25 protein-coding genes and 3 pseudogenes are annotated in these 25,991 nt (G+C 33.0%); 6 read left to right on the top strand and 22 right to left on the bottom strand.

The genetic code is table 11. The features are described from left to right. Positions 1 to 62 precede the first annotated feature (62 nt). The 7 genes and pseudogenes from FH036_RS04875 to FH036_RS04905 all read right to left on the bottom strand — a co-directional run bounded on the left by FH036_RS04875 (position 63) and on the right by FH036_RS04905 (position 7,968). Positions 63 to 824 carry an ABC transporter ATP-binding protein gene (locus FH036_RS04875; RefSeq protein ID WP_000721684.1) on the bottom strand — a complete coding sequence of 254 codons (762 nt, stop codon included), beginning with the start codon at positions 822 to 824 and terminating at the stop codon, positions 63 to 65. An 11-nt stretch (positions 825 to 835) separates the two neighbouring features. Beyond that, a complete protein-coding gene (locus FH036_RS04880; RefSeq protein ID WP_139895441.1) occupies positions 836 to 3,175 on the bottom strand; it encodes an ABC transporter permease in 2,340 nt (779 codons plus the stop codon). Between the two features lie 6 nt (positions 3,176 to 3,181). Continuing rightward, positions 3,182 to 4,429: an MFS transporter gene (locus FH036_RS04885; protein WP_138321999.1), complete on the bottom strand. Its 1,248-nt coding sequence runs from the start codon at positions 4,427 to 4,429 to the stop codon at positions 3,182 to 3,184. A 62-nt stretch (positions 4,430 to 4,491) separates the two neighbouring features. Next, complete coding sequence (locus FH036_RS04890; RefSeq protein WP_001220171.1) at positions 4,492 to 5,127, bottom strand: TetR/AcrR family transcriptional regulator; 636 nt, start codon at positions 5,125 to 5,127, stop codon at positions 4,492 to 4,494. Between the two features lie 719 nt (positions 5,128 to 5,846). Next, a complete protein-coding gene (locus FH036_RS04895; protein ID WP_001177689.1) occupies positions 5,847 to 6,107 on the bottom strand; it encodes a hypothetical protein in 261 nt (86 codons plus the stop codon). A 164-nt stretch (positions 6,108 to 6,271) separates the two neighbouring features. Then, positions 6,272 to 7,625, bottom strand: a pseudogene (locus FH036_RS04900) (DEAD/DEAH box helicase). A gap of 73 nt (positions 7,626 to 7,698) precedes the next feature. Then, positions 7,699 to 7,968 (bottom strand): hypothetical protein, encoded by a 270-nt coding sequence (locus tag FH036_RS04905; protein ID WP_000054528.1) that lies wholly within the window; start codon positions 7,966 to 7,968, stop codon positions 7,699 to 7,701. A gap of 29 nt (positions 7,969 to 7,997) precedes the next feature. On the opposite strand from FH036_RS04905, the gene FH036_RS04910 reads away from it, so the two are divergent. Then, positions 7,998 to 8,786, top strand: coding sequence for a hypothetical protein (locus FH036_RS04910; RefSeq protein WP_014481666.1), 789 nt, complete (start codon positions 7,998 to 8,000; stop codon positions 8,784 to 8,786). Between the two features lie 44 nt (positions 8,787 to 8,830). Here the strand turns inward: FH036_RS04910 and FH036_RS04915 are convergent, their stop codons facing one another. Further along, positions 8,831 to 9,517 (bottom strand): MBL fold metallo-hydrolase, encoded by a 687-nt coding sequence (locus tag FH036_RS04915; RefSeq protein ID WP_000691178.1) that lies wholly within the window; start codon positions 9,515 to 9,517, stop codon positions 8,831 to 8,833. A 129-nt stretch (positions 9,518 to 9,646) separates the two neighbouring features. Then, positions 9,647 to 9,907 (bottom strand): hypothetical protein, encoded by a 261-nt coding sequence (locus FH036_RS04920; RefSeq protein ID WP_000513518.1) that lies wholly within the window; start codon positions 9,905 to 9,907, stop codon positions 9,647 to 9,649. Positions 9,908 to 10,073: 166 nt separating this feature from the next. Between FH036_RS04920 and FH036_RS27350 the strand changes: the two are divergent. Together FH036_RS27350 and FH036_RS04935 are read left to right on the top strand one after the other, a co-directional pair. Further along, positions 10,074 to 10,384: pseudogene (locus FH036_RS27350) on the top strand (WXG100 family type VII secretion target); the annotation flags it as partial. A 284-nt stretch (positions 10,385 to 10,668) separates the two neighbouring features. Further along, positions 10,669 to 11,097 (top strand): SMI1/KNR4 family protein, encoded by a 429-nt coding sequence (locus FH036_RS04935; RefSeq protein WP_044791814.1) that lies wholly within the window; start codon positions 10,669 to 10,671, stop codon positions 11,095 to 11,097. 52 nt (positions 11,098 to 11,149) lie between these two features. Here the strand turns inward: FH036_RS04935 and FH036_RS04940 are convergent. Then, positions 11,150 to 11,498, bottom strand: a pseudogene (locus tag FH036_RS04940) (N-acetylmuramoyl-L-alanine amidase C-terminal domain-containing protein); the annotation flags it as partial. Positions 11,499 to 11,681: 183 nt separating this feature from the next. Between FH036_RS04940 and FH036_RS04945 the strand changes: the two are divergent. Beyond that, positions 11,682 to 12,011, top strand: coding sequence for a YkvA family protein (locus tag FH036_RS04945; RefSeq protein ID WP_000415071.1), 330 nt, complete (start codon positions 11,682 to 11,684; stop codon positions 12,009 to 12,011). A 66-nt stretch (positions 12,012 to 12,077) separates the two neighbouring features. Here the strand turns inward: FH036_RS04945 and tdcB are convergent, their stop codons facing one another. From tdcB to FH036_RS04985, 8 genes are all read right to left on the bottom strand, one after another. Continuing rightward, the gene (tdcB, locus tag FH036_RS04950) at positions 12,078 to 13,079 is read right to left on the bottom strand and encodes a bifunctional threonine ammonia-lyase/L-serine ammonia-lyase TdcB (RefSeq protein ID WP_139895442.1); all 1,002 of its coding nucleotides are present in this window, start codon (positions 13,077 to 13,079) and stop codon (positions 12,078 to 12,080) included. An 86-nt stretch (positions 13,080 to 13,165) separates the two neighbouring features. Beyond that, positions 13,166 to 14,749, bottom strand: coding sequence for an aminotransferase class V-fold PLP-dependent enzyme (locus FH036_RS04955; RefSeq protein WP_139895443.1), 1,584 nt, complete (start codon positions 14,747 to 14,749; stop codon positions 13,166 to 13,168). 69 nt (positions 14,750 to 14,818) lie between these two features. After that, positions 14,819 to 15,367: a glycerol-3-phosphate 1-O-acyltransferase PlsY gene (gene plsY, locus FH036_RS04960; RefSeq protein ID WP_042515140.1), complete on the bottom strand. Its 549-nt coding sequence runs from the start codon at positions 15,365 to 15,367 to the stop codon at positions 14,819 to 14,821. A gap of 132 nt (positions 15,368 to 15,499) precedes the next feature. Continuing rightward, positions 15,500 to 16,399, bottom strand: a complete 900-nt coding sequence (locus FH036_RS04965; RefSeq protein WP_139895444.1) for a BadF/BadG/BcrA/BcrD ATPase family protein — start codon at positions 16,397 to 16,399, stop codon at positions 15,500 to 15,502. Positions 16,400 to 16,419: 20 nt separating this feature from the next. After that, entirely contained in the window at positions 16,420 to 17,568 is a 1,149-nt protein-coding gene (gene anmK, locus FH036_RS04970) for an anhydro-N-acetylmuramic acid kinase AnmK (protein WP_139895445.1), read from the bottom strand. A gap of 22 nt (positions 17,569 to 17,590) precedes the next feature. Next, positions 17,591 to 17,857: a hypothetical protein gene (locus FH036_RS04975; RefSeq protein WP_139895446.1), complete on the bottom strand. Its 267-nt coding sequence runs from the start codon at positions 17,855 to 17,857 to the stop codon at positions 17,591 to 17,593. Positions 17,858 to 17,936: 79 nt separating this feature from the next. Next, positions 17,937 to 19,220 carry a PTS sugar transporter subunit IIC gene (locus tag FH036_RS04980; protein WP_139895447.1) on the bottom strand — a complete coding sequence of 428 codons (1,284 nt, stop codon included), beginning with the start codon at positions 19,218 to 19,220 and terminating at the stop codon, positions 17,937 to 17,939. 11 nt (positions 19,221 to 19,231) lie between these two features. Then, positions 19,232 to 19,537, bottom strand: coding sequence for a PTS sugar transporter subunit IIB (locus FH036_RS04985; protein ID WP_000865887.1), 306 nt, complete (start codon positions 19,535 to 19,537; stop codon positions 19,232 to 19,234). A 227-nt stretch (positions 19,538 to 19,764) separates the two neighbouring features. Here FH036_RS04985 and FH036_RS04990 point away from each other — a divergent pair, with 227 nt between their 5' ends. After that, positions 19,765 to 21,324 carry a glycoside hydrolase family 10-like protein gene (locus tag FH036_RS04990; protein WP_139895448.1) on the top strand — a complete coding sequence of 520 codons (1,560 nt, stop codon included), beginning with the start codon at positions 19,765 to 19,767 and terminating at the stop codon, positions 21,322 to 21,324. 69 nt (positions 21,325 to 21,393) lie between these two features. Here FH036_RS04990 and FH036_RS04995 read toward each other — a convergent pair whose 3' ends face one another. The 4 genes from FH036_RS04995 to FH036_RS05010 all read right to left on the bottom strand — a co-directional run bounded on the left by FH036_RS04995 (position 21,394) and on the right by FH036_RS05010 (position 25,498). Beyond that, positions 21,394 to 22,347 carry a hypothetical protein gene (locus tag FH036_RS04995; RefSeq protein ID WP_256932405.1) on the bottom strand — a complete coding sequence of 318 codons (954 nt, stop codon included), beginning with the start codon at positions 22,345 to 22,347 and terminating at the stop codon, positions 21,394 to 21,396. Positions 22,348 to 22,624: 277 nt separating this feature from the next. Continuing rightward, positions 22,625 to 23,458, bottom strand: coding sequence for a DUF3974 domain-containing protein (locus FH036_RS05000; protein WP_000008357.1), 834 nt, complete (start codon positions 23,456 to 23,458; stop codon positions 22,625 to 22,627). A 24-nt stretch (positions 23,459 to 23,482) separates the two neighbouring features. Beyond that, positions 23,483 to 24,595 (bottom strand): toxic anion resistance protein, encoded by a 1,113-nt coding sequence (locus FH036_RS05005; protein ID WP_000137416.1) that lies wholly within the window; start codon positions 24,593 to 24,595, stop codon positions 23,483 to 23,485. A gap of 309 nt (positions 24,596 to 24,904) precedes the next feature. Further along, entirely contained in the window at positions 24,905 to 25,498 is a 594-nt protein-coding gene (locus FH036_RS05010) for an O-methyltransferase (RefSeq protein ID WP_041184107.1), read from the bottom strand. 304 nt (positions 25,499 to 25,802) lie between these two features. Here FH036_RS05010 and FH036_RS26990 point away from each other — a divergent pair, with 304 nt between their 5' ends. Then, complete coding sequence (locus tag FH036_RS26990) at positions 25,803 to 25,961, top strand: hypothetical protein (protein WP_001100983.1); 159 nt, start codon at positions 25,803 to 25,805, stop codon at positions 25,959 to 25,961. Positions 25,962 to 25,991 lie beyond the last annotated feature (30 nt).

The raw sequence follows: 25,991 nt of genomic DNA on the forward strand, positions 1-25,991 counted from the left end.
ATATATCTTTTAGAACTTTAAGACAAAGAAAAAACTCCTACATTCAATAGGAGTTTTTCTCTTTAAAATCCAAGTACAGCTAACCAGTTTAACAACTTCTCTTCTCGCGCTTTTAAATCATCGTTCCTAAGCTTACCTAACTGTATTTCACTAACAATTTCTCCGTCCGCCATAAAAAGAATTCTTTCTGTTTTTGCTGCTACTTTCACATCATGAGTGACTAACATAATGGTCGTTCCATCACGATTAATATTTAATAATATTTGCATTACTTCTTCTGTTGATTTTAAATTTAAAGCACCAGTCGGCTCATCTGCAAAAATAATATTTGGATTATTAATAAGCGCTCTACAAATAGAGACTCTTTGTAATTGCCCCCCAGATGCTTCGGTTATATAATGAGACGCTATATCACTTATCCCCATATTCTCCATTAGCTCTAGAGCACGTTTATTTACTATTTTCTTACTCTCACATTTCGCTAAATATGCTGACAAGATGATATTATCAAATAGATTCAAGTTTCTAAGAAGGTTGCTCTGCTGAAAAATAAATCCTATTTCAGTAAGGCGTAATTTTGCTAACTCTTCTTCTTTCATACATGATAATTCTTTACTATCAATTTTTACACTTCCTGATGACATTTGATCCATTCCACTAATATTATATAGTAACGTCGATTTCCCAGAACCAGAAGGCCCCATGACTGATACAAATTCTCCCTCATAAACCTCTAAATCTATATTTTTTAGCACGTGATAATTTGCATTTCCATCCATTGAATATGTTTTGTTTACTTGCTTTACTTCTAAAATTTTTTTCAAGTGATACACCCCTACTCCCCATTTGGCTTTACATCGTTTGTTTGCTTCATAGTAAAACTACTGAAAAGTGTTGTTGCAGTCACAGATATAAATAAAATAGCTGGACATATTATATAAGAAACGATAGGATTTACGACAAACTTTATATGAGCTGCTCCCATAAATGACCCTAACCAACTTACTAACATTTCACCAAATGTAGCAGCTATACATGTCCCTATCAAAATGCCTAATAATACAATGACGATAGAACGTGTTATATACTGTATACGAATATCTTTACTAGAAAAACCGATATTTTTCATAATTAAAATTTGCGAAGAATCTTTTGCTAATAACATTTTAAAAAACATCGCAGTAATTAAAACTGATATCAATATCGCAATCAAAATAGCCACTTGCGTCACAAGTCTTAATTGTTTAATTGTTTCTCCTAAAGTTTGCGTTACATAATCATTTATATCTGTTATTTTTGCAGAACTAAAATTTTGTTTATACTCCTTCACTTTTTCTTGCAAGTCCACTTTAGGCTTCATATCTACATTTACTACATACCATAATATATTTTCATTATTATTAGAAAAACTAGCTTTAGCTGTTTTGCCACCATTCGTTACATCTTGATATATACCACTAATCGCTAGTCCTTTCTCTTTCCCATCTACAAATAAAAAGATATAATCCCCTACACTCTTTTTTAATTCATTTGCGTTCATATAAGAAAGAGCAATTTCATTTTCATTTTTTGGTGCCCTACCTTGGATATAGTCTAATGGAAATGTAGTGAAGTCTCCCATTTCTACATTTAAGTTTTCATGTGTACCATCAGCGTTTACCATTTTAAATGTACTCGTAACAAATGTTGCATATTTTTCTACTTCTTTATCATTTTTTACATATGAAATAACACCCTTAAAACGTTTCTCTATATTTTCAGTTTGCTGTAAATCTATTCGAATATCGCTTTTTCCTGTTCCCATATAATTTACAAAATCCGGTGACTGAATCGTATACAAAAAGTTAACAGGTACAACAATCATGAACACAGCTATTATTAATACGATACTTAATACACGATATAACTTGAATCTTTTTATAACATCTTCTATACCAATAAATATATTTACATTTGTAAATTTAGTTTGTTTGAGTGAAAAGGATTTTCTAATCTTTCTTTTTCCTAGTTTATCTCTTGATTGTAAAGCGTCTATTGCTGTAATTCCCCTAAAATTCCGCAAAATAATACGACAGAACAGGATAACGACTAAAAATAACAATATTGTAATTATGAATGGCACAATATTGTGTAAAATGCTTTTATTTGCCGCCCCCATATAAAGAGTGATATTCGAAGTGAATATCTTTGTAACAAATAGTGAAAGTATATATCCACATATACACCCACCAGCTGAAATAACAACATATTTTGTTACATATAGTTTTTGAATATCTTTACTTGTAATGCCGATAGCTTTCATAACACCAATTTCCCGATAATCTTCTTCCATCGAAGTAATAATCGTAAATCTAATACATAACATTGCAATTAACATTAATAATGCACTTATTATGATAAGTACTGCAGCTATTATTCCATCTGTTAATGAATTGAGTGTTTTAAATAGTGAATACGTAATAGAGGGACCTTTTTGTGGTAAGTTCGATGACTTATATAGATTTTCAAATTCATTTATTTTATTTTCGTCTGTTAGCTGGAATTCAATAAGATATTCGCTTTCTCCAAAATTTCTTTTTATTCTTTCAAAATCTTTATTGCTTATTACAAATCGTTTTGAACTAACGATTGATGGGTTCATTTGAACATCACGAACAAATGCTGAAATCGTAAATTCTAGTTCATTATTATCTTTAATAACCCATATTTTATCTCCCATACGCAAATTATATTTTTGCATATAATAAATGGGTACACCTATTTCCCCTTTCCTAACATCAACCACTTCATTATTTAAATTTAATAAAAAATCAAACTTACTATTTTGTTTAACGAAACTAATGTCCATTACACTATTATGTTCTGCTTGATTTTTCTTTTTAATAAAAATGTTAGATCCATTTATTTGAACCATCTCAGCCGTTTGCTGTTTTTTTACAAACGGATTTTTTTCTACAAAGGAATCAATTGACTTTTGATTTACTTCTCCGGCATGCATTTGTACGAAGTGCGGTGCGTTTGATACTTTAACCAATTGATCCATTGAGTTCAATAGATTTATAACATTACTTGAAGCACTAGCCATTAAAAGACTTGATAACATGATAAACATAAATAAAATAGTAATTATCATTTTATTTTGAGAGAAATCTCTTTTTAACATTCTCCTAATCATATAAAGCTAGTTCCCTTCATTGGATAGTATTTTCTTCGTTACAACTGCTATTAATAACATTATGAAACTAATAACTAATATAGGTAAATAAATTTTCATACTGAATTCTTCAAACATAAAACCATAAACGACTTGCCCAATCGGTGCCATGCATTGGGATACCGCTGTTATAATTGCCATTACTTTTCCTAAGTTCTCATTTGGTGTTTTCTTTTGAACTACAGTAATCACATAGATGGATACAATTGTCATGATCATTGCAATTAAAATAGAAGAAAGTATAAAGAGGATAAATGGTGGATAGTGTCCTAAATTAAGAATAAATGGTGTAACTGATAGTGCCATCGGTATTACTGATAAAGCTATTAAAATCATCCAATAATACAATGTTTGCATCTGTAGCTTTTTCGCAAAAAAACCTATTGATAATGCACCTATAATAGTAGCAAAATCGATCAATCCCATTCCAATTCCATATAACGTGTGGCTACTTTCCATTGTTACTCGTATAATAATTGGAGCACCAACAACAAATAGCGGCGTCAGTATTAAATTTAGTAATGCGGCTAAAAGCATAGATTTCAAAATAAATGGTTGTTTTAAAACATATATAAACCCTTCTTTCATATCCTTTACAATTGTCGGTATGATATGGCTTTCTTGCACTCTCTTTATAAAAGGTATTGTAATAAACATTTCTAAAATCGCAGATAAAAAGAAAGCAAGACAACTTATTATCAAGAGCATTTTCAAACCAATGATGCCGTACAATATTCCTCCTAATACAGGGGCAACTATATTAGATAATGCTTGCACACCATTTACGATACCGTTCGCTTGTTCTAATTTTTTCTCTGGAACTAATTGCGGAATACTTGCCATTACAACTGGTGCGTACATTGCATTAACGATTGCTAGTAAAAACATAATTGTTCCAATCAATAGAATAGATACAGATCCAGTAAATAACAAAACTATAAAGCTTAATACAATCGCAGTATTTATAAAATCAAAAATAACCATTAATTTACGACGATTGAAACGATCTGCTATCGCTCCGCCAAGAGGAGCTAGCAAAAACGGAATACTCGTTATCGCATATAATCCTGCGAATATATCAGCACGCCCTGTTAAATCTAGCACATATAATGACAGAGCAAAACGTAAAAGTGTTGAACCCAAAATAGTAATAATTTGCCCACTCACCATTAAATAAAAATCTTTCATCGAAGGTTTTATACTAATAGATATCATAATCACACCCTTCCTTTAATTTAGACCGACTGTCGGTCTATAATAAACAAACAGAAAAAATATTATTTCTGTTTCATTAAAACCTCCAGCATATAATTAAAGGATCCTTCTTTCGCTCCAACAGATACTTCCATCATTTTAATATAAGCTTTCACTCTCCTCATCATTTCTTCCGGCTTCCATTGGAATAACCCATCATCAAATATGACTTGCGCTGATGATAGTAATAGTTCAATCGTTTCTTGTGGATATGAAGTCGAAAATATCCCTTCTTCAATTCCTTGTTCTAAAATTTCTGTTAATACAGGAGATAAATGAATAATAGATTGTACTAAACTTTTTTGATGCATTTCTGCATTATTTGGTTGATGAAATTGCTCAATCATTTTATCTTTTACATCCCCTGATTTTGGCGATTGCTCCATTAAAACTCGAAATAACTTTTCTAATACTGGTATATTTGGATTAGAAACGATTACTTTCGCTTTAGCAACATCTTCTTTAATAATCCTCATAATAATCTCATCCATTACTTCTTCTTTCGATTTAAAATAGTGATAAAACGTCCCCTTTGCTATTCCTATCTCTTTTAAAATGTCATTCACTGTTGTTTTCGTATAACCTTTCGTAAGAAATAATCGTTCAGCCGTTTCTAAAATTTCTTTTCTACGCTCCTCATACTCCTTAATTATTCGCATTCACGTTCTCCTTCCAACCAGACCGACTGTCGGTCTATTTTAATTATATGTTTAATTAGTAAAAAGTTTCCTATTTTATACATATACAACATCCTACTTCCAATTTCCTTTATAAATTTTTATTTCTTAACGTCCGTTCAATTTGTTTAAAACGTATCTCACGCTTCTTATCATCACCTTTCATTTTAGGAAAAAAGGTTTTCGTATTGGTTAACACCACAAATTACATTGATTAAACAAATACTTCTTTCTTTTGTTACAGCAGAAGCAGGTAGGTTCTTCACTTATCTGCTTTCTCTGTATATTTTTTAAGAAATCGAAAATAATACCAACAAGCTGTTTGAACTAGCAGCTTCACTCTTCTCGTAATGGGGATGCAATTTATCACAATTAGCTAACTCATTGAACTCACTGGCAGACAACCAAAATCGTTGTCTGCTTTTTGTATGAGATTTTTTGTTTTACATATACTACTTTTGAACCTGCAGACCAATACGAGCCATTTTGGTGCTTGGGAGTTCCCTTCCGGGGATAAGTATTTTTTACTTATCCCTTTTTTTGTATAGACACGTATATTTATGGCAAAACTAATTACAAGCAGATTTTCTGTTTATGCGTAGTTCTAAACAAGATTACTTTTTCTCCTATTAAAGGACGGCAGGTACGACTGCTAGTCCTTTTTTCTTATTTCGCATACTATCCTATCCCTTTTGTTAACTTCACACTGCATTATCTTCATCGTCGTAGTAAGCAAATTCCCAATAAGGATGGCAGTTGTGCATCTCGAGTTCCCATCGAACAAAACTAACAAAGTTACAAATTTCTTTTACCAAATCGGCCAATTCTTTGTTTGCAAAAGATGTTTTCATATCGTTATACCAATTGATTTTTTCATAATTCCTATCATCATCAGAGGAGCTAGTACGAATTGCTTGCTCTCGATTTTTTTCGATTAAATATTGTCCATACGTAAGTTGCACTTGTTCTTGAATTACGACATGGCTGTAGTACCCTTGTTCTACTGGTTTTGGACTATAAAATTTATTTTAAATACGGTGAATGAAATTTCCCCTCTTCATCACCTTTGTTGTATACAAACGAAAAAGAGCCGCAATATTTTGCGACTCTTTACAATTATAACTATTTAACGGCCACGTCTTTGCTGCCCTTGCTTTGTACTACCTTTTTTTATTACTTGGCTTATTAAATGATCGGTTGTTTTCATTTCTTGAACTATTTCTTGAATTACTTCTTGAGCCATTTCTCGAACCACGTCTTGAATCTTCACGGCTATCCTTTTGACGATACTCGCCTGATTTCTTCGGAGCCGGCTTTGGTACCGGTTTTCCATTTTCATCTACACGTTTTATCTTCGGTTGTTCGATTATTTCTCTTTTCAATGGTGCACCAAGCGTTTTTTCAATTTCTTCTAAATGTTTTTCATCTTTCGCTGCAACAAACGTAATTGCAAGACCTGATCCACCTGCACGTCCTGTTCGGCCAATGCGGTGAATGTAACTCTCTACATCTTCAGGGATATCATAGTTAAATACGTGCGTTACACCATCTACATCAAGTCCACGAGCTGCTACATCCGTTGCGATTAAGTACTGAATTTTAGCTTCGCGGAAACTCTTCATAACTCTTTCACGTTTCGCTTGAGGTATATCACCATGAAGTTCAGCACAATTATAACCTAGTCCTTTTAAATTATCATACAATTTACTTGCTCTAACCTTTGTACGACAGAAAATAACTGCTAAAAATGGCTGATCACGATCCATAACAAAACGAAGTGCATCTGGCTTTGCACGATCTGTCGTCTCAATGACACGCTGCTCAATTGTATTTACCGTTACTTCTTCACTTTGTACTTGAATCATTTGCGGCTCATCCATATAACGTTTCGCCAATTTTTTAATATCTTTTGGCATAGTTGCTGAGAATAACATCGTTTGTTTACTACCAGGTGTCTCATCTAATATATCTTCAATATCATATAAGAAACCGAAATAAAGCATCTGATCCGCTTCATCTAATACAATCGTTGAAAGATTACTTAAATCAATCGTTTCACGTCGTATATGATCTAATAATCGTCCTGGTGTTGCAACAACAATATGTGTATTACCTTTTAATTTTCTCAATTGTTGTGCTACATCTTGACCACCATAAATTGCTAGAACATTAATATCTTCTCGTTGCACAAGCATTTTTTTAATTTCAGTTGTAATTTGCAGCGCTAGTTCCCTTGTTGGTGCAACAATTAAAGCCTGAACATCGCTACATTCTGGATCGATTTTTTCTAAAATTGGTAACACAAATGCTAACGTTTTACCCGTTCCTGTTTTCGCCTGCCCAATAATATCTTTACCTGACAGTATAACAGGAATTGCCTGCTCTTGAATTGGGGTTGCTTCTGTAATTCCATTTTCACGTAATGTATGATTAAACGTTTCACTAATTCCTAATTCTAAAAAGTTTTTCAAATAGACCACTTCTTTTCCTTATTTTTCACATTAGCTTTCATTGTACCATTTGTTTCGCCAAATATGAAAAATAAAAAAATTCTTATCTTCTTTTTTTATATTCATCATGTACTAGTTGGACAAGTTCTTTTTGTTTTTTCTCAGAATTTATTAATGCTTCCATGTTAGTAGAAGACAAAATGAACTTCTTAACTTTTCTATTACTCCAAATTAATCTTGTATACTTTGTATCTTCGTGTAACTTTCGAAACCACTCAAATTCGCTTAATTTGGCAATATGATGTTTTAATTTCATGTCATTTCGAGGATAAAATAAAATGATATCTGCAATTACATCAAACAATAAACTCATCTTCTCCCCCCCTATACATATATATTTCAATGTTACGGAAATATAGTTATAGGGTGATAAAATTGACAACTACATTCATAAGGATCTTTTGCATATTTTACTTACTATATTTTCAATCCACCACAATTATAACGGCAAAATCTCAAACAGATGTAATCAGTGAATTCAAACATGCTTTGCTCAAAAATGATAAAGAATTAATGCAGTCATATGTAACAGAAGGAGTTAAACTACCTACTTTCCAAAAGGAAAAACCTATTCATGAAATTAAAACCGTACCATCTCCAAAAGAAGATACTACAATTCTTATTTCTTATTTCAAAGGCACTAATGATGAATTTACTATCGGTTTCATTTTGGAAATAGTAACAAAAAACAATAAAATATCTCTCATAAATCAAATTTATGATGGCAATCCACTTATGAAAGAAGCTACTATCGTAAAAGAATATGAAATGAAGTGTAAGGAACATATACTTACTCCTACAAAATTCCCGTTCGAAATTCACGAATTTCAAGGATACATCTATAACGATTACTTAAACCTCCAATACTACAATGAAGATATTAATGGGATTTTTAAAATCACTGTTTCACCAGTTCAAAACAAATTAGATTTCTATGTACATAGGGGCGCTAAGTTCTATAGCTTAAAAAATAATATAAAAGCATTATACAATCCTCATTTCGATTCAGCATATGAGCTCCTATTTCAGAAAAATGGTTTTCAATACACAATTGCAATTGGTAACAAACGCTATATACAAGGAAAATATAACGTAAAGGCTTTAATTCAAATTGCAGAATCTATGAATTAAAAAAACGAGCTTTCTTATATAGAAAAGATCGGTTTTTTATTATTTTATATATTGAATTCCCCTCCATGATAGCAATAATACTTTACAGCTTTAAGGTCTTTAATTCTCTTTAAAGACTCTTCCGCTTTTTCTATATCTAAACAAAAATTCGGATTAGCTATTACTAACTCACGATTCTCATGAACAGCCGCATCTCCCGTAATTACACAATCTAAATTCGGAAAATATAATGAAATATGTCCCGAAGTATGTCCTGGGGTTGCTACTATTTGACATTCATTATTCAAAATCATTTGATCATCATGTACTTTTTCATCGACGGAAATATGTTTTATATTTTTTAACTGTTGTATAAACCATTTACCAAATTCTTTTTCTTCATTTGGCATACGTTTTAACATTTTTTCAGCTTGAGCCAACCTCTCTGATTTTATATCACCACTAATATAGTTAGATTCAATTTCACTAGCAATAATATTAATGTGAGGATATTTCACTTTGAAATCATATAAAGCCCCTAGATGATCAGCATCATAATGGGTAATAATTATATTCTTTAAGTTTTTCATCTCATACCCATGTTTTAATATTGCATTTTCAATTAAAGGTAAAAAACTTGGATATCCTGTATCGACTAACGTTAATTCATTATGTAATATAATTAAACTTGGATAAACACATTGTGTTTGCCCGTTAAATTCGAATTCAATTGGTAGTTCTATTATTTTCATTTTGCTTCCCCCATACCGCTTAATAAATGTTTAATAAATCAAATCATCTACATACATTTCTTTCAAATTCACGTTTAATGTGTACATTCTATATAACAAAGAAAAAAGCATCCGTTATGAATGCTTTCCTTATCTTACCTGTTCAACTACATAAATCAACTTGGGCCTATCCGAAACCTGATATGTATAGTCTTTATTTTTATGCATATATGTTTCTATCCTATTTATCACTTTAAACATTCTGTCTGAATTCGCACTGAAACGAGATACTGAATCACATAAAACTATTGACCCTTTCTTGTAAAAATTTATAATTTCATAAATATCTCGTTCTAAACAAACTTCTCCTACTTGCAAATCCTCTTTCGCTTCATAGTTATAAATTCCCATTCTCATCTTCCCCTCAACTTGTATTTTTTCTTACAACATCCCCTTGTTACATAAATAATACCACGATAAAATTCTAAAACTCAAACTCATCGGCTTCATCTGAGAAAATAAAAAGCCATCACCGAAGTGACTACTTTCAAGAAGATGGGAGAAAAGAGAGGAAAAAATAATTCAAAACAAAGTAACACCTGAAATGCTAGAAGAAATACAGAATCTATAATGAAATAGAGCATTTGTGTTTTCAATGAATTTGAGCCTCTTATCAACTGTGCATTCAAAGGTTTAATGATGCAAGACCAAATGCTTTTACATCTATCAATTCAATTATACAAGTAAGAGCAGATTCGAAACTAAGTGCCGAAAAATTCCGTAATACAGAGATGATCAAGATGTTACAATGATAGAAGATGCAATGTGTGTTCAGAGGAAACAGGATTTGATGATAAAAAATCAGCCAGAGATATAGCGGCTAGAATGGCAGTAGCTGGTCTTACATCCGTCGAGAAACTCGCACCAACAGTGACTATCGGGTCATGAAAAGGATTATCTCACACCATAATTTCTAATGCACAGAATTACGCGGTGGGCGTTTAAGCTTAGGTAATCGAAAATGGAGTTCTGCTTTACAAGATGAATTAAAAAATCTTCTATCTGCTTTTGAACACGCAGGATTTTCTAAAGAAAACATTTCAGAAACTTTAGAACAACAATATAAAATGCTTGATAAACTTAAAGTAAAGTTAAGAAAGGATTGATTATTAATGAATATTCTAGAAAAATTAAATAAGGCCTTCACATTAGAAGCTTATGAATCACCAGCGAGTAAAGAGGCTATTCAAAAATTACAAAAGTTCTCATCAATAGATGTGCCATTAGATTATTTAGAAGTAATTCAACAATGTACAAATGCAGAGATTAATGTAAAAAATGAAATTTACATACGTATTTGGGGCCCTACTGATTGCATAGAGATGAATGAAGCGCATGATATTCAAAAATATATACCAAATTCACTAGCAATTGGTGATGACGAAGGCGGAATAGCATTACTATATATAGATGGAAAAGAAGGATTCGGATTATATACAGTGGGTTTTGGAAATTTAGATATTGAAGAGACCATTAAAATAGCTCCTTCATTAAAAGTTCTGTTAATAGATTGCGTCGGAGTCGAGAAATTGTTGTCATAGTTAAAAGAATAACAGTCGACGTATTGATATTGAGTTAATACTCATCATACTATCAATCTCTACAATCAAGGTGCTCTTTCATCGTATTTAAATTGAGCATCTGAAGTTGAATCAGTAGTAAAATATGCTAATCCATCAAGTTGTAAAATGAAATTAGCTGCCATTTTTAACGATGTTAATGCTCCACTAACATCTTCAATGTACTCACTTGAAAAAGCTCCTGATTGGATTATATTTTGTTTAGCACTTCTATTTGCTCTTGTGCTGTTCCAGTCAGCCAAGACAGTGACTTATTTTCCTATAAGTAAATTAAGGTCATATTTCCCGATACCAGGTACATTTTCTGTTTCTATGTATTGCCAAATATCATAAGAGTATGCTGATTTATTACCGCCATATCGCGAATACATACTATGTAACAAAACACCGCGAATCGTTACATACCCAACATTTTATTATTTTGAACAGATAATCTCCTATTTTTATGGAAATATATAATTAAGAAAGACAATAAAATTGATTAATTTCCCACTTCTTTGTCAATCCTTTTAAAAAATCTATGTTTTTGTAAAAGGAGTGTTTATATGGAAAAACAGACACTTTGGAAAAAATTCAAGAAAAGCTCAGCAAACCTCGGTAAATCTAGCGTATATGAAAGTATTATTTTATATTACATAATGAGAAAAAAAGGGTTACCTACTAAAGCGAAATTCATCATATTAGCCGCTTTATCCTATTACGTATTAACAATTGACTTCATTCCAGATATAGCTGCTATTATTGGGATTGGCTTATTAGATGATGTTTTGGCGATCGCTGTAGCTCATAAATACGTGATGCGCCATGCAGATGCTGAAATTCGAGAAAAGAGCAAAGTAAAAATGGAGTCATTATTTACTCCCGCACAAACATAATGAAAAAGGAGCTAATATAATGTTACTTAGCTCCTCTTTTATTACACAATGTTTAAATGTACTATTTCATTTCACTTCATTCGCCACAAAAAATTGTTCACAAACACTCGATATGCGCTGTAAGTCTACGTTCCCACCAGATATAACTGCTACTACTTTTTTCCCCTTAATATATGTATCCACTTTCCCTGCAAGTAGAGCAGCAGTAGCTAATGCGCCTGCACCTTCTACAACAGCTTTCCCGCGTTGTAATAAGTCTTTCATCGCTACTTCTAGTTCATCTTCTGATACTGTTACAATATCATCTACTAATTCTTTTACAACTTCAAAAGTTAAATTGCCTGGTATTTTTACTGCGCAACCATCTGCTATCGTAGGTGCCTCATAATGTTCTATAATTGTACCTTTGTCATAAGATGCCTTCATCCCATGAACATTTTCTGCTTGGACACCAATTATATGAATCGACGGATTAAAAGATTTTAATGCAACAGCAATTCCAGAAATAATTCCTCCCCCGCCAATTGGTACAATGACCGTATCAACATCCCACATATCATCAAGAATATCTAATCCTATTGTACCTTGACCAGCCATTACTTCTACATCGTCATATGGATGTAAGTATGTTTCACCTGTTTCTCTAATAATCTCCTCACATTTTGCCTTCGCATCATCAAAGGTTTCACCATGTAAAACCACTTCAGATCCATATCCTCTCGTTGCATCAACTTTCGCTTGAGGGGCAGAAATCGGCATTACAATTTTACTTTTAATACCGAGTAAATGAGCAGATAAAGCAATTCCTTGCGCATGATTACCAGCAGAACAAGCAATTACTCCTCTCTCTTTTTCTTGATCTGTCAGCTGTGACATTTTATTAAACGCACCACGGAATTTAAAAGAACCTGTTAATTGCATATTTTCTAATTTCAAGTGAATTTCTCCACCCGTTTTACTAGTCAAATAAAATGATTTTACTAATGGAGTTTTACGAGCATTTCTATCCAGAATGCTTTGAGCTTTTTTAATATCGTCTATATGTAATGGTAGTTTTTTAGTTATCATACTAACACCTCTTCCAATGTTCTATTCCTAAGTTTTCGTATGTAGCAACTCCTTTATACGAAACCATCTATATTAAGAAAAAGTCTTTATATATGTACCTCACTCTGTAATACAAACATTTGTAAACAATTCAACATCCTTTTCATATCACGTTCTTTGTAATGATTTAGGCATGCAATTTGGATCCAGTTATTCTTTTGTAAATACGCTGATTCATAATGGACAATATATCCTTGTAATGCTAACTCATCACCTATCGTTTTAGAGGACTGGCCTTCGCTTAATTGAATCGTAAGTATAATTGGCGCGGCATGTTCTTTAGGTGAAACAAGGTTTAATCCTATAGTCGTAATAGCTTCTTCCATATAATCATATGTCTCTTTTATTTTTACAAATGCTGTTTCATCTTCAAATCTCTTCAATGCTTCTTGCAAAGCATTAATTAAATTCCATGAATGAGAATATGGAATACTTTCATTTTCTTCGTACATGCCAATGTCCATATAGGCCGGTACTGCTTCATTTATTTTTACAATATGGTTATGAAAAACAAAAGATAATCCTGTATATGATTTAATCGCTTTTCCACTAACACCGCTTGCAAAATATATATCCTTTAAATCTATTGGTATTGCTCCAATCGAACTGATACAATCTACACATAGTTTCAGTTGATACTTGTTACTTAGAGCATTTAGCTCGTCTAAATCATTTAACATTCCAGTTGATGTTTCATGGTGAACAAACCAAAGCCATTCATAATCTCCAGTTCCCATTATTTTTTCTAATTCTGTATAAATAAACGGTTCTCCTATTTCTTTTTTATACGTATCAAAATGTAACTCTGCGCGCGTTGCATGTCCAACTAATCTATTACCAAATTCCCCATTTGTTAATACGAGTCCTTTTCCTTTTAAAGAACGTAACTGTAAAGCAATGGCATCATTTGCTAACGTCCCTGTTCCTAACATGATTTGCACACGTTTTGCTTTTGTCATTTGTAGCAAACGTTTTTTCACAATTTCCATCGTCACATGAAATGACTTAGAACGATGTGAAATAGGCTTAGTAGAAAATGCCTTTCGAACATTTTCTTCAATATCTACTGGACCAGGTAAAAACGTATACTCTTTCGTCATAATTCCCCCAACACTCGACGCTTCAAACATAGCAGGGGTAACATACATGGGCTGGAAGGCTGCTGCTTCTGTACCAACTAACGAATGGAAAGATTTGAATCCCATTTGCTCATATAAAGGTAGTTCACGTGTTGTTGCAGAAATGAGTGCCAATTCATATCCATTTAGAAGCAAATAACGATGTAAAAAGCGAATTAAACCTAACAATGCTCTTCCATTTCGATATTCACGTTCTACTGAAAGTAAACGAATTTCATATACATTACCCCCATGTTTTTCCAAATGAAAATCTAGGTTTGAAATTTTATAGTCTAATGAGAATGGTCGTTTTCCTCGCAATGCAACCATACCTACTAACTTATCGTCATCTAAACAAATTAAATATGTATTTTCTTCATGAAAACGATCTATACGAACACGATCTTTCGTTTCTTCATGTTGCGGAATTTCTTCTACAAATGTTTTATAATTCAATTTATGTATACTGTCAAATTCCCAATCTTGATCAGCAACTTTATAAATTAACCCCATGCCTTCACTCCTTTATGCATTTAATAAAAATGATAAGTGGAGATTAACTCCACTTATTAAAAATTCAGTTCATTCGCGATTTACATATAAAATAAGTACAATGATAAGTGCACTTAAAATAGTCGTACCAATAGAGTAAGAATACAAAATTATGCAAACTGGGAAACAAGCGATTGTAATTAACCCTGGCTTAGTAAATCCTTTAAAGATTAAATAAAATATAATGAAAACAACAATAAGAGTAAGCGCTATCAAGTAATCAAATGCGATTAATCCTCCAATAAATGTTGAAATTCCTTTTCCGCCCTTACCTTTAAATAAAATGGGAAAAATATGTCCAATTATAACAGCTAGTAAAGCTAACATTACAAATGTAGAATCTTCAAAAAGGTATTTTGCCATAGAAACAACGATTGCCCCTTTGATCGCATCGCCTAAAAATGTAGCGACGAAATACCCTTTTCCATACACACGGCCCATGTTTCTTGCACCAGGATTACCACTTCCTTCATCACGAATATCAACGTTATGTCTCCATTTCGTTACTATATAAGCGGTCAATATGTTTCCAAATAAATAAGAAGCGACCAAATACAAAAATTGCATACTATTAATCATGTAATCATTCACTTTCTACGTAGGAGTACTTATACAATATTCAAGAACAATGTATATTGTACGTTTCTATTCACATCCCTTTATACATTTTAACATCATATATTTACAAATCATACAAAAATTCTCATACAGCTATTTTTTAAAATATGTATTTTTCATTAAATAATATGTTCCTTTCACTGCAGATTGTGATTGTGATATAAATGTAACTTTTCCTATGCTTTTCTCACAGCATTTCTTAAATTCATCATATATTTCAGGAACGAAACGCAATATGCTGCCACTTACTGCAATGGAAGCTGATAAATCAAACTGCATCTTGTTATAAACATCTATTGTAATCCTTGCTAATTCCTTTCCAGCTTGCATCATAATTTCATGTGCAGCATCATTCCCATTTCTAGCTTCCCGAATAACTAATGGTGTGATTGCTGCAACTTTATCTTTTGCAGATCTATAAACTAGACTTTTTATATGAGACGATGTCAAAAGTTGAAACTCATCTTGAATTCTTAAGCTTAATGGACAAAGTGTAACCCCTTGATCCAATTGATTTACCATTCTCTTTAAAGCTTGTAATGCAATCCAATATCCGCTTCCTTCATCTCCTAAAATATGTCCCCATCCGCCGCTATACTCGTACACTTCTCCTTTCTTTCCAATACAAATCGCACCTGTACCGCCAATCGTTAAAATTCCATCGTTCCCTTTCAAAGTAGCTGCATGTGCAATCATTGCGTCATTAAAAACTTCAATTGGTGTTCCGTACTTCTTTATTAGACGTAATGTTAATTCATTCGTATTTACTCCACTTATACCTGCTAATCCTAAACAAATACATACGCAATGTCCTTTCACTACATTTTTCTGGCATTGATCAATCGCTTCCATAATATGCACAAGAGCTTCTTCAAAATCTATTAATATATTTCCAAAACCACTCTTACCACTTATAATTTCCTTTCCGTCTTGATCAAAGGCGATTGCTTCTGTCTTCGTTCCCCCACCATCTACTCCAATCATATACTTCATATATGTTCACCTCATTTTCTTCATAACGGAGGGAAGGTTATATTCCCTAAAACTACAGATTGTTTTGCACCTGTTGCACTTGGCACATTACTCGGATTACGATGATGCGTTTCGTTTGCTAAAATTGAAAAGGCGATAGCTTCTTTCGCCTCTGAAGAATAGCCTATATCTTCTTGAATGAATATTGCGCAGTTTTCATCCTTCAATCCATTTCGCAACATTTCAACAAGTGTGCTATTATAGCTGCCACCACCGCCTAATATCACCTCATCGATTTCATAATACGGCAAGATAAACTTCTTATAATGATGAACAATTGAATTTGCAGTAAACATCGTGACCGTCGTCAATATATTTTTTTTACTATGCTTTTCAAACCGCTTCAATAATTCACTTACAAATTTTTCTCCAAACTGTTCTCTACCTGTTGATTTCGGTGGATTCATGTTCAAAAATGGATGACTCATACAATATGTCAAAATTTCATCTACAACTCTACCCTGTTTTGCAATTTCACCATTTTGATCATATGGCAACTGAAATAACCTTTGACATACTTCATCAATTATCATATTCCCTGGACCAGTATCAAAAGCTATAACGTTCTGATCACTTTGTTGACTTGGTATTACTGTAACATTACTAATCCCACCAATATTTTGTAGTAGTCTATTTTTACTTGGATCACGATACAAAATGACCTCTGAATATGGCACAAGTGGTGCACCTTGTCCTCCTGCTGCCATGTCCATCGTTCGGAAATTTGAGATAACCGTCGTGTTCGTTTCGTATGCTATTACTGCAGGTTCCCCAATTTGCAATGTGGAAGGTATCCTATTACCACCTTGCTTTGGCTGATGATAAATCGTTTGTCCGTGAGAACCTATCAAATCTAATTGTTCCAAAGAAAAATTGGCCTCTTTACAAACTTCCTTTACAGCATTGGCAAAACATAAACCGAGCTTAAAATTCAAACTACATATGAGTTGGACATTTGAATTTTCTATTGATAACGCTTGTTGTATTTCACTTTTTATATCATTACAAAATGGAACTGTAGTAAAATGGATGAGTTCGACCTTAGACTCTACACCACTCCCTTCTATACGAACGAGCGCTACATCTATTCCATCTAATGAAGTACCGGACATTACCCCTGCAATATACATAACATGCATGACCTCCTATTTACTAAAAAACAATCATGTAAGTTACAAACGTACAACCGATCGAAAAGAATATAAATCTAAAAAACAACTGAGCTTTCGATGCAAACGATCCATCAATGAAAGAAACAACTACTGTAAGCAAAATGCTTGCCGTAATGCTTGTAACAAGCCATATACTATGCATTTGTGATAGATGTAGCATTCTTAATAAAGGCACAAAAAGTAAATTCGCACATATCACTCCAAATAATAATAAAAATACACCTTTATAACTAAATTTTATATTCATTCCATTTCATCCTCTCTGGACTTCATGTGAAAGAAGTGATAGGCAAAATACCTATCACTCATAAATTAAAGCATAAAGATTATGGATTAACAGATTCGCCTTCACCACTCTTCTCAATTTCAAGCATATTTTTGTCGTACATTTTAAAGAATGGTAAATATATAAGGAACGATATTGCTATATTTATAAAAACTAATACAATCGCACGCCAATCCCCACCTGTTGCTAAATAAGCACCAATTGGAGCAGGTAATGTCCATGGCGGCATAATATGCGTTGGTGTTACAAATCCCATTGCAGTTGCAGAATATGCAACAGTTGCCGTTACAAGTGGTGTAATGATAAATGGGATAATTAAAATTGGATTTAGTACAATCGGTAATCCGAATATGACTGGCTCATTTATATTAAAAATACCCGGAACAATACAAGTTCTTGATAATGCTTTCGAATATTTTGATCGACCAAATACAATCATAGCTAATACAAGCCCTAATGTCGCACCAGAACCGCCAATCCATATAAACCATTGATATAACGGCTCTGGTGAAATAAATGGCAACTGATCTGCTCCACTAGCAACTGCTTCTCCATTTTTCCCTAGATATACTTCCCATAATGGCCGAGCAACAGTTCCAACAACCGACACACCATGGATTCCGAATGACCAAAAAAACGTAATTAAAAACACTGGAATCATTACACCGAAGTAACTATCGCCAGCTTTTACTAATGGTGCTGCTAGTTTATCAACAACATGGTGTAAATCAATGCTAAAAACGACAGTTACTAGACTCATTATAATAATAACGAATACAGCAGGTATAAGTGCTTCAAACGAACGCGACACAGATGGCGGTACTTGTTCTGGCATTTTAATCATTACATTTTTCTTCTTACAAAACCTTAAAATCTCTACGGATAAAATAGAAACAATCATCGTCACGAATAATCCATGACCTCCGAGGTTTGTCATCGGAAGCATAAATCCTTTTTTATCAATTAGTTCAGGAGTTAATGTTAATAGTAATGAACATACTGCAAGCTGTGCTCCTGATAAAGCATCTAGTTTATAACTTTTCGCCAAATTATATCCTATTCCAAATGCTATATATAAAGACATAATAAACATCGTTAACCGATATGGTATTAATATACTTGTTTGATTCTTTAATGCCCAAACGGATATGAAACTATCTTTCGGTAAAGGTGGAAATGCTACGATTAAAAAGAAACTTCCTACGATGATAAATGGTAATGCTGAAATCACTCCATCACGGATTGCTTGTAAATGTCTCTGTTCAGAAAGTCTTGCCATCGGTCCAGATAAGTTTTTATCGAGAAACGTGACAAACTTATTCATAACGGTTCCCCCTAACGAATTAAATCATTTACAGTCTTTAATAAAGTCGGTCCACCAAGAGGTGTATATGCTTGCGGCGGTATAATACCGCACGGGATAGATTCCTCTTCTGCGAATTTTTTAACAGAATCAAATCGATGTCTAACTTGAGGTGCAACCATTACAACGTCCCAGCCATTCTTTACTTCTTCCTCTACCTCATTTGTTCCAATCGCATGCACTTCCATGTTCATACCCTTTTTCTCCGCCTCCTTTTTTAAAGCGTTTACAACAATGGCGCTGGACATTCCTCCAGAACAAACGAACAAAACCTTCATTTATGAATCCTCCTATACTTATAATTTATTCCCCTTTAAATGAAAGGAAGTTTCACTTTACTAACAAGCATATGAAGTAGTAAATGAATTTAGTTATACTGAAAGTAAATTTCATTAAAAATATTTTTCCTATTAAATTAATGTTTCAATATACAATTTTCTCTATTGCAAGGCCAACCTTGCCTCGTATATTATCTTAGATAATCATATGATAAGGAGGCGTATACATGATCGTTAAACGTTTATTTATGATATGTTGCATCGTCATCTTGTTCATCCCTTTCTCTTTCATTTCCCCTCACTTTACTTATGCTGAAGTAACTACTACGTACAAAAAACACGAATTACGTGCTGTATGGATCGCATCTGTTCTTAATATTGATTGGCCCTCAAAAACCGGCTTACCTATCGAAAATCAAAAACAAGAATTTATTAAATTATTAGACGATGTAAAAAACACCGGTATGAATGCAGTCGTTGTACAAATCAAACCAACCGCTGATGCCTTTTATCCTTCAAATTACGGTCCTTGGTCTGAATACATTACAGGCACACAAGGAAAAGACCCTGGATACGACCCACTCGCATTTATGGTCGAAGAAGCACATAAAAGAAATATAGAATTCCACGCATGGATTAACCCATACCGAATAACGATGAATCACACTGATATAAATCGATTATCAAATAACCACCCTGCAAAACAACATCCCGATTGGGTTGTACCTTATGGAGGAAAGTTATATTACAACCCTGGTATTCCAGAAGTAAAAAAATTTATAACTGAAGGTGCTTTAGAAATCGTGAAAAATTACGATGTTGATGCGATACATATGGATGATTATTTTTATCCATATAAAGTGGCGGGTGAACAATTCCCCGATCAAAAAACGTACGAAACATATAATAACGGTAGATTTTCAAATATAGAAGATTGGCGACGTGACAATGTAAATGAACTTGTAAGAGATTTAAATACTGCTATTAAACAAGAAAAGTCATATGTAAAATTTGGCATTAGCCCATTTGGCGTATGGCGAAATATAGCTGATGATCCGACTGGCTCTAACACAACTGCCGGCCAAAGAAACTTTGATGATCTTTATGCTGATACACGTGAATGGATACAAAAAGGCTATATCGATTACATTACACCGCAAATATATTGGAATATTGGTTTCACACCCGCTGCATATGACATATTAGTAGATTGGTGGGTAAAAGAAACAACTAATAAACCCATTCACCTATATATCGGTCAGGCAGCCTATAAAATTAATAATAATTCTGTCCCCGCTTGGTCTGATCCTGAAGAATACCCAAAACAAATTGCATTAAACCGGTTATATCCTGAAATAAAAGGTAGTATGCATTTTAGCTTAAAAGATATGAATAACAATCCACTAGGAATTAAAGATAGACTCTCAAAAGACATATATAAATATCCTGCATTAATCCCCTCTATGCCTTGGATTGATCATGATCCACCAAAACAACCGACTTTAAAAGGTGCAATTCCAAGAGATGAAGGTATTGCTGTAGGTATCATTGATAATAGAGAGAATGATTCTGCTTATTACGCTATTTACCGCGTGAATGGAAAAAGTGAAGTGAATATAGAAAATCCGAAAAATTTACTTACTACTGTAAGAAAGACAAAGCCTGGAGAAATTTATGTAGATAAAACGGCTATCCCTGGAGAAACATATACGTATGTAGTAACTGCGGTTGATCGATTGCATAATGAAAGTGTTGCATCTATTGAGACCACTGTAAAAGCAAAGTAGAGTATACAACAAAAAACTACCTATTCTTTTATGAATAGGTAGTTTTCATATTATCATTTATAAATTAAACTACATCATTTCTTTTAATAAAGAGTTCGCACTTTTAAGAATTTCTCCACCATCATTCATTAAATTTGTAGCTCTTTGCATTTTTTTTGTATTTCCTTCATCCAAAGCTTCTGGAGTTAACTTCGCAGATTGATTAAATTTCTCTAAAGCCTGCAAATATAAACTATTAACTTCTTTGAATTTATCAGGCACTTGAGCGTTTGGTGGGTTTTGAGTTACATCTTGTAACATAATTAGACTCGCGGCTAATTTAATCGTCCATTCTTCATCCCCAATTTTATTATTTACCAAAAGATTACCTGTCTGATTTAAAGAATCTGTTAGTTTTTTACTATGAGTAGCATATGCAGATCTATAATTTGATTCCAACACTTTTTGTTGTGTTTCTGCCTTACGCGCCTCTGCTTCTGCTTTCTTTTTTTCTTCTTCTTTTTTACGTTGTTCTTCTTCTATTTTCTTCTTTTCTTCTTCTTCTTTTTTACGTTGTTCTTCTTCTATTTTCTTCTTTTCTTCTTCTTCTTTTTTACGTTGCTCTTCTTCCGCTTTCAGTCTATCTGCTTCTGCTTTTTCAACCGCTTCTTTTTCTAGCTTTTCTTTTTCCTTCGCCTCAGCTACTAATTGTTTCTCTTTTTCTTTTTTCGCCTTTTCAGCAATTTTTTCTTCTTCTATTTTTGCTTTTTCAGCTTTCTGTTTCTCTTCTTTTTTAGCTGCTAACCACTTCTTTTCTTCAGCTTGTTTATCCATTTCAGCCTGTTGTTCTGCAGTTATTGGATAAAAAATATGACTTAATGTTAAAGAAACGATAAACACAGATAAACATGAACCAAAAATAATAGCAAATTTTTTCAAGCGCGAACGATATTTCTTTATAACTATCGTCCCTATCATAGCAATAAAAAATACTATCGCTCCAATTAAACCAACCATCCCAATAAACATTAACAAAGTATCCACTATTTAAATGTACTCCTCTACTTATGTATTTCATAAGACCCAAACTAGTCATCTATACATGTTTTTGAATATTTTTATATAAAAACACTTTCTTTTGGAATCTTACATTTTCAATATTTGTCAGTATAGCAATAATAATATCATAATAAAAGTCTTTTACTTACTTATTAATACTTCAACTAATTCCGCAATTTCTGATTAAACTATAATTTTTATCAAAATAAAAAGAGATCCCTCAAAAAAGCTATATTTATCAGCTTTTTTGAGGAAATCTCTCCTACTTATTTTTAAACTTCTCAGTCGCTGCTCTCATCTTCACATTCAAATCGTGATCAATCGAGTCACGAATATCTCGCTCTACTTCTTCCATTTCTTTTTGGAAATTTTGCAAGTAGACTTTTAATTCTTCTTCTTTTTCTGGCCGTTGTGAAGGTGGTAATTGTACGACTAACGATAGCATCGCTATTAAATCTTTCATTAAGAACGTTTCAAGTTTATGTTGCTGTTCAAACATACGCTGCTCTTGATAATATGGCAAAGCATTTAATACTGAAATTGTAATATCATCAACCGTTCGTTGTAATGAAGGATTTATTGAGCGTTTATACGCTTGAATTGTATTTAATGCATCTGGATATCGATCATAAAAATACAATTTATAAAACGATAAATCTGTCGGTTTTACTGTTTGCTGCGTTTCTTGTCTTAAAAAATCTTTTATTTTCATCGCTGCTACATCAATATCTTCATTAGTAAGCTTTTTCGTCGTTTTTGCCATTACATGTACTTTTTTCTGTTTTTCTTTCGGTAACATTGAGAATACTTGCTCTCTCGTACGTTGACCTGATGCACAGAAAAGCGTATTTAATATATGTTGTTCTTTTTTTCCTTCCGTACGAATCCAACGATAAAAGAGTGGATGTTGTGTAAATTCTTGTAGAAACGGTAATGATTTATTCGATAACTTATCTAAAGAATCGTGTGCTCTTTTATATGGCTTCGTCCACGAAAAATACAGTTTACGTCCGAAATATACAACTAAAACAACGACAGTAAATGCGATTAAAAACAATGTACCTAGTAGTAATAATACAGTTTGAATAAAACTCATTTTTTCACCTCCTCTAAAAGTCTGCTATTTTCTTGGGCGCTGAATGAGTTTTTGTTTCATTTCATCATTAAATGTGTCTAGTTCAATAACAAACTTCTTACTTGACTCGATAATACGTTCTGACGATTTTTCAGAAGCTTCAATTGCAGCAAATACGTTTTGGAATGATTCACGTAATTTATCCATGCTAATTGCAGGATTTTCAAGTAATTTCGTTGTTTCTTCTGTATTTTGTTTTAATGCCTGAGAATTACTTAATACCATAGACTCAATTGCTTCATTTGTTGCATTCACTGCATCAATTGTTTTACGCTGATTTGTTAATGCTAACTGGATAGCAGCAGAAACTGTTACAACGTTTTGCGTCATCGTAATTGCATTACGAATTGCCTCTGTTAACTTTTCATTATTTTTCTTAATAATGTCTACTGATGCGATAGATTGTAATAACACACTTTTCGCTTGCTGCATATTGCGCGTACGCACTAAAATCTTTTCTAATGCATCATTAATTAATGGAATATCCCTTTGACGTTCTGGATTTTGTTTCTCAGCTTCCAGCATGCCAGCAAGTTTTTTCCCTAAGTATACTTGCTTATCAAGCGCGTGAATTTTATCGTGTGATTGCTCTTTAAGCATTTCAAGACCGACTGTATCTTCTTGTAAATTATCACGACCAATTAAAAGCGATCTTATAATCTCCTCAATTTGCTTATCTATAGATTGATATTTATGCACGTATGTTTCAAGTGGATTTTTCTTGAATACTTTAAACATAATTTTTTTCATACCACTTGCTTTTAATGAATTCGGATCAAGCTCTGATACCACTTTTCGTAACTCTAACAATGTATTTGGAATTTCTTCGTTCTTTCCATTCATCATCGCTGTGACAGGACGTTTTAATGCTGATAACGTTTGTCCTGCTGCTTGTTGCTCTTTATCCCCTAAATCTCCTAGCTGAGACAATACTTTTGATAAATCTGTATTTTGCTCGCTATTTAACTTTTGTACATAAAGATCAGCTTCTTTATTCAGTTCCTCTAATTCTTCATCTTTTATAACTGTATCCACTACTACTTCTACATTATTATCTTTCACAACCGATACAGGTTCTTTTTTCTCGAGTTCAGTCAACAAAATCGCTCCTTTATTTATATGTGCGAATTTATATGCACTATATTTCATCTATTATATCGTATTTCATATGCATTCTGACTGCTTGAAATCGATTTTTTTAGAAATGTCTGTTTATGCAGTCATTCCCTGTTTCTTACTATAAGTATACCTGTAATCAACATAATTTTCCTCAGACTTAAGACCTAGAGAACCACATGCTGAAGGCCGATTCTTCGTATGTTATATAAATTATGTTCTTCCTATCCTTCTGTACTCAATATTTTGACATACACCTTTTACAATGTGATAATTATATTACGCTCAGTCCTATTTCTTCTTGCGCGCTACAAACGCTCCATTTTGGAATGCCAATAACACCGTTTCAAACATTTCATCTTCTTCAATCATTTTTCTAAACTCGGCTAATTCACTTGCATGAGAGGTTGCATTATCAACAACTAGAAAACCTTTTGGTTGTAAAATGCGTTTTATATGCTCAAGCCACCACATGTATTGCGTACGCTCTGAATCTAGGAAAATAAAATCAAATGAATGATCTAGTTGCGCATCTAAAAATGCCCCTGCTTCTTGATTATGAACATCAATCCTTTGCAACAAGTTTGCCTTTTCAAAATTGACAAGTGCCTCTCCAACTCGTTCTGAAGAAAGCTCCACAGTTGTTACATTTCCATTTGTTTCTTCTACCGCATTAGCTAACCACAATGTAGAATAACCATTAGAAGTTCCAATTTCTAAAATATTTATTGCGCTACACCCTTTTACTAAAATTGATAAAAACTGCCCCATCTCACGAGAAATATTCCGTAGTTTTTCTTCCCGTGTTTTTTTATTTCGATCATGCTCTTCTCCATATTGTTCAAGTTGAAGTAATAATGAATCTAACGTATCCATTCTTTTCATCGCCTTTCCAAAGCAATATGATGAGAAAGCTCTCGTTGCCCGTCTACTTTCATTATATGCGAAACGAAAACCTTTTTCTCGTTATATGATAAAGATTTGCAATTTTTTATAGCATATTGTTTCGTTTTTTGGTAAAGTTAATTTCTACGTGCAATTATTCCATTCATACTATTTTTATTTCAATTGCAGTTGTTAAATCATATAAACCTCATTTAAATGAATCGGTATTTCAAATTCAATTAAGCGCCCTTTCCGGACGCATTTTCTTTTGTTTATATATTTATTAGAAGAAAGGATGCTTACAATGAACGTGATTAGCTTAGATGCCGCTCGAAAGCGAAAGCAGCATAAAAAATTAATGATTACTATACCGATTATTTCACGTATTTATGAAGAAGACGGGGAAATTAAATTTGAGGTAGCTGGCGAAAAAGACGTACCTCTTGAAATGTTAGAGAAATAATAAAAAGACGCACTTCTAAAGAAATGCGTC

It is taken from the genome of Bacillus sp. CD3-5 (assembly GCF_006349665.1).
Taxonomy (GTDB): domain Bacteria; phylum Bacillota; class Bacilli; order Bacillales; family Bacillaceae_G; genus Bacillus_A; species Bacillus_A paranthracis.

Bases quoted from the DNA above. Each gene is read 5' to 3' on its own strand.
- FH036_RS04880 (WP_139895441.1), bottom strand. From the start codon at position 3,175: ATGATTAGGAGAATGTTAAAAAGAGATTTCTCTCAAAATAAAATGATA.
- FH036_RS04885 (WP_138321999.1), bottom strand. From the start codon at position 4,429: ATGATATCTATTAGTATAAAACCTTCGATGAAAGATTTTTATTTAATG.
- FH036_RS04890 (WP_001220171.1), bottom strand. From the start codon at position 5,127: ATGCGAATAATTAAGGAGTATGAGGAGCGTAGAAAAGAAATTTTAGAA.
- FH036_RS04905 (WP_000054528.1), bottom strand. From the start codon at position 7,968: ATGAGTTTATTGTTTGATGTAATTGCAGATATCATTTTATTTTATCCT.
- FH036_RS04910 (WP_014481666.1), top strand. From the start codon at position 7,998: ATGTTACGGAAATATAGTTATAGGGTGATAAAATTGACAACTACATTC.
- FH036_RS04915 (WP_000691178.1), bottom strand. From the start codon at position 9,517: ATGAAAATAATAGAACTACCAATTGAATTCGAATTTAACGGGCAAACA.
- FH036_RS04920 (WP_000513518.1), bottom strand. From the start codon at position 9,907: ATGGGAATTTATAACTATGAAGCGAAAGAGGATTTGCAAGTAGGAGAA.
- FH036_RS04935 (WP_044791814.1), top strand. From the start codon at position 10,669: ATGAATATTCTAGAAAAATTAAATAAGGCCTTCACATTAGAAGCTTAT.
- FH036_RS04945 (WP_000415071.1), top strand. From the start codon at position 11,682: ATGGAAAAACAGACACTTTGGAAAAAATTCAAGAAAAGCTCAGCAAAC.
- tdcB (WP_139895442.1), bottom strand. From the start codon at position 13,079: ATGATAACTAAAAAACTACCATTACATATAGACGATATTAAAAAAGCT.
- FH036_RS04955 (WP_139895443.1), bottom strand. From the start codon at position 14,749: ATGGGGTTAATTTATAAAGTTGCTGATCAAGATTGGGAATTTGACAGT.
- plsY (WP_042515140.1), bottom strand. From the start codon at position 15,367: ATGATTAATAGTATGCAATTTTTGTATTTGGTCGCTTCTTATTTATTT.
- FH036_RS04965 (WP_139895444.1), bottom strand. From the start codon at position 16,399: ATGAAGTATATGATTGGAGTAGATGGTGGGGGAACGAAGACAGAAGCA.
- anmK (WP_139895445.1), bottom strand. From the start codon at position 17,568: ATGTATATTGCAGGGGTAATGTCCGGTACTTCATTAGATGGAATAGAT.
- FH036_RS04975 (WP_139895446.1), bottom strand. From the start codon at position 17,857: ATGAATATAAAATTTAGTTATAAAGGTGTATTTTTATTATTATTTGGA.
- FH036_RS04980 (WP_139895447.1), bottom strand. From the start codon at position 19,220: ATGAATAAGTTTGTCACGTTTCTCGATAAAAACTTATCTGGACCGATG.
- FH036_RS04985 (WP_000865887.1), bottom strand. From the start codon at position 19,537: ATGAAGGTTTTGTTCGTTTGTTCTGGAGGAATGTCCAGCGCCATTGTT.
- FH036_RS04990 (WP_139895448.1), top strand. From the start codon at position 19,765: ATGATCGTTAAACGTTTATTTATGATATGTTGCATCGTCATCTTGTTC.
- FH036_RS05000 (WP_000008357.1), bottom strand. From the start codon at position 23,458: ATGAGTTTTATTCAAACTGTATTATTACTACTAGGTACATTGTTTTTA.
- FH036_RS05010 (WP_041184107.1), bottom strand. From the start codon at position 25,498: ATGAAAAGAATGGATACGTTAGATTCATTATTACTTCAACTTGAACAA.
- FH036_RS26990 (WP_001100983.1), top strand. From the start codon at position 25,803: ATGAACGTGATTAGCTTAGATGCCGCTCGAAAGCGAAAGCAGCATAAA.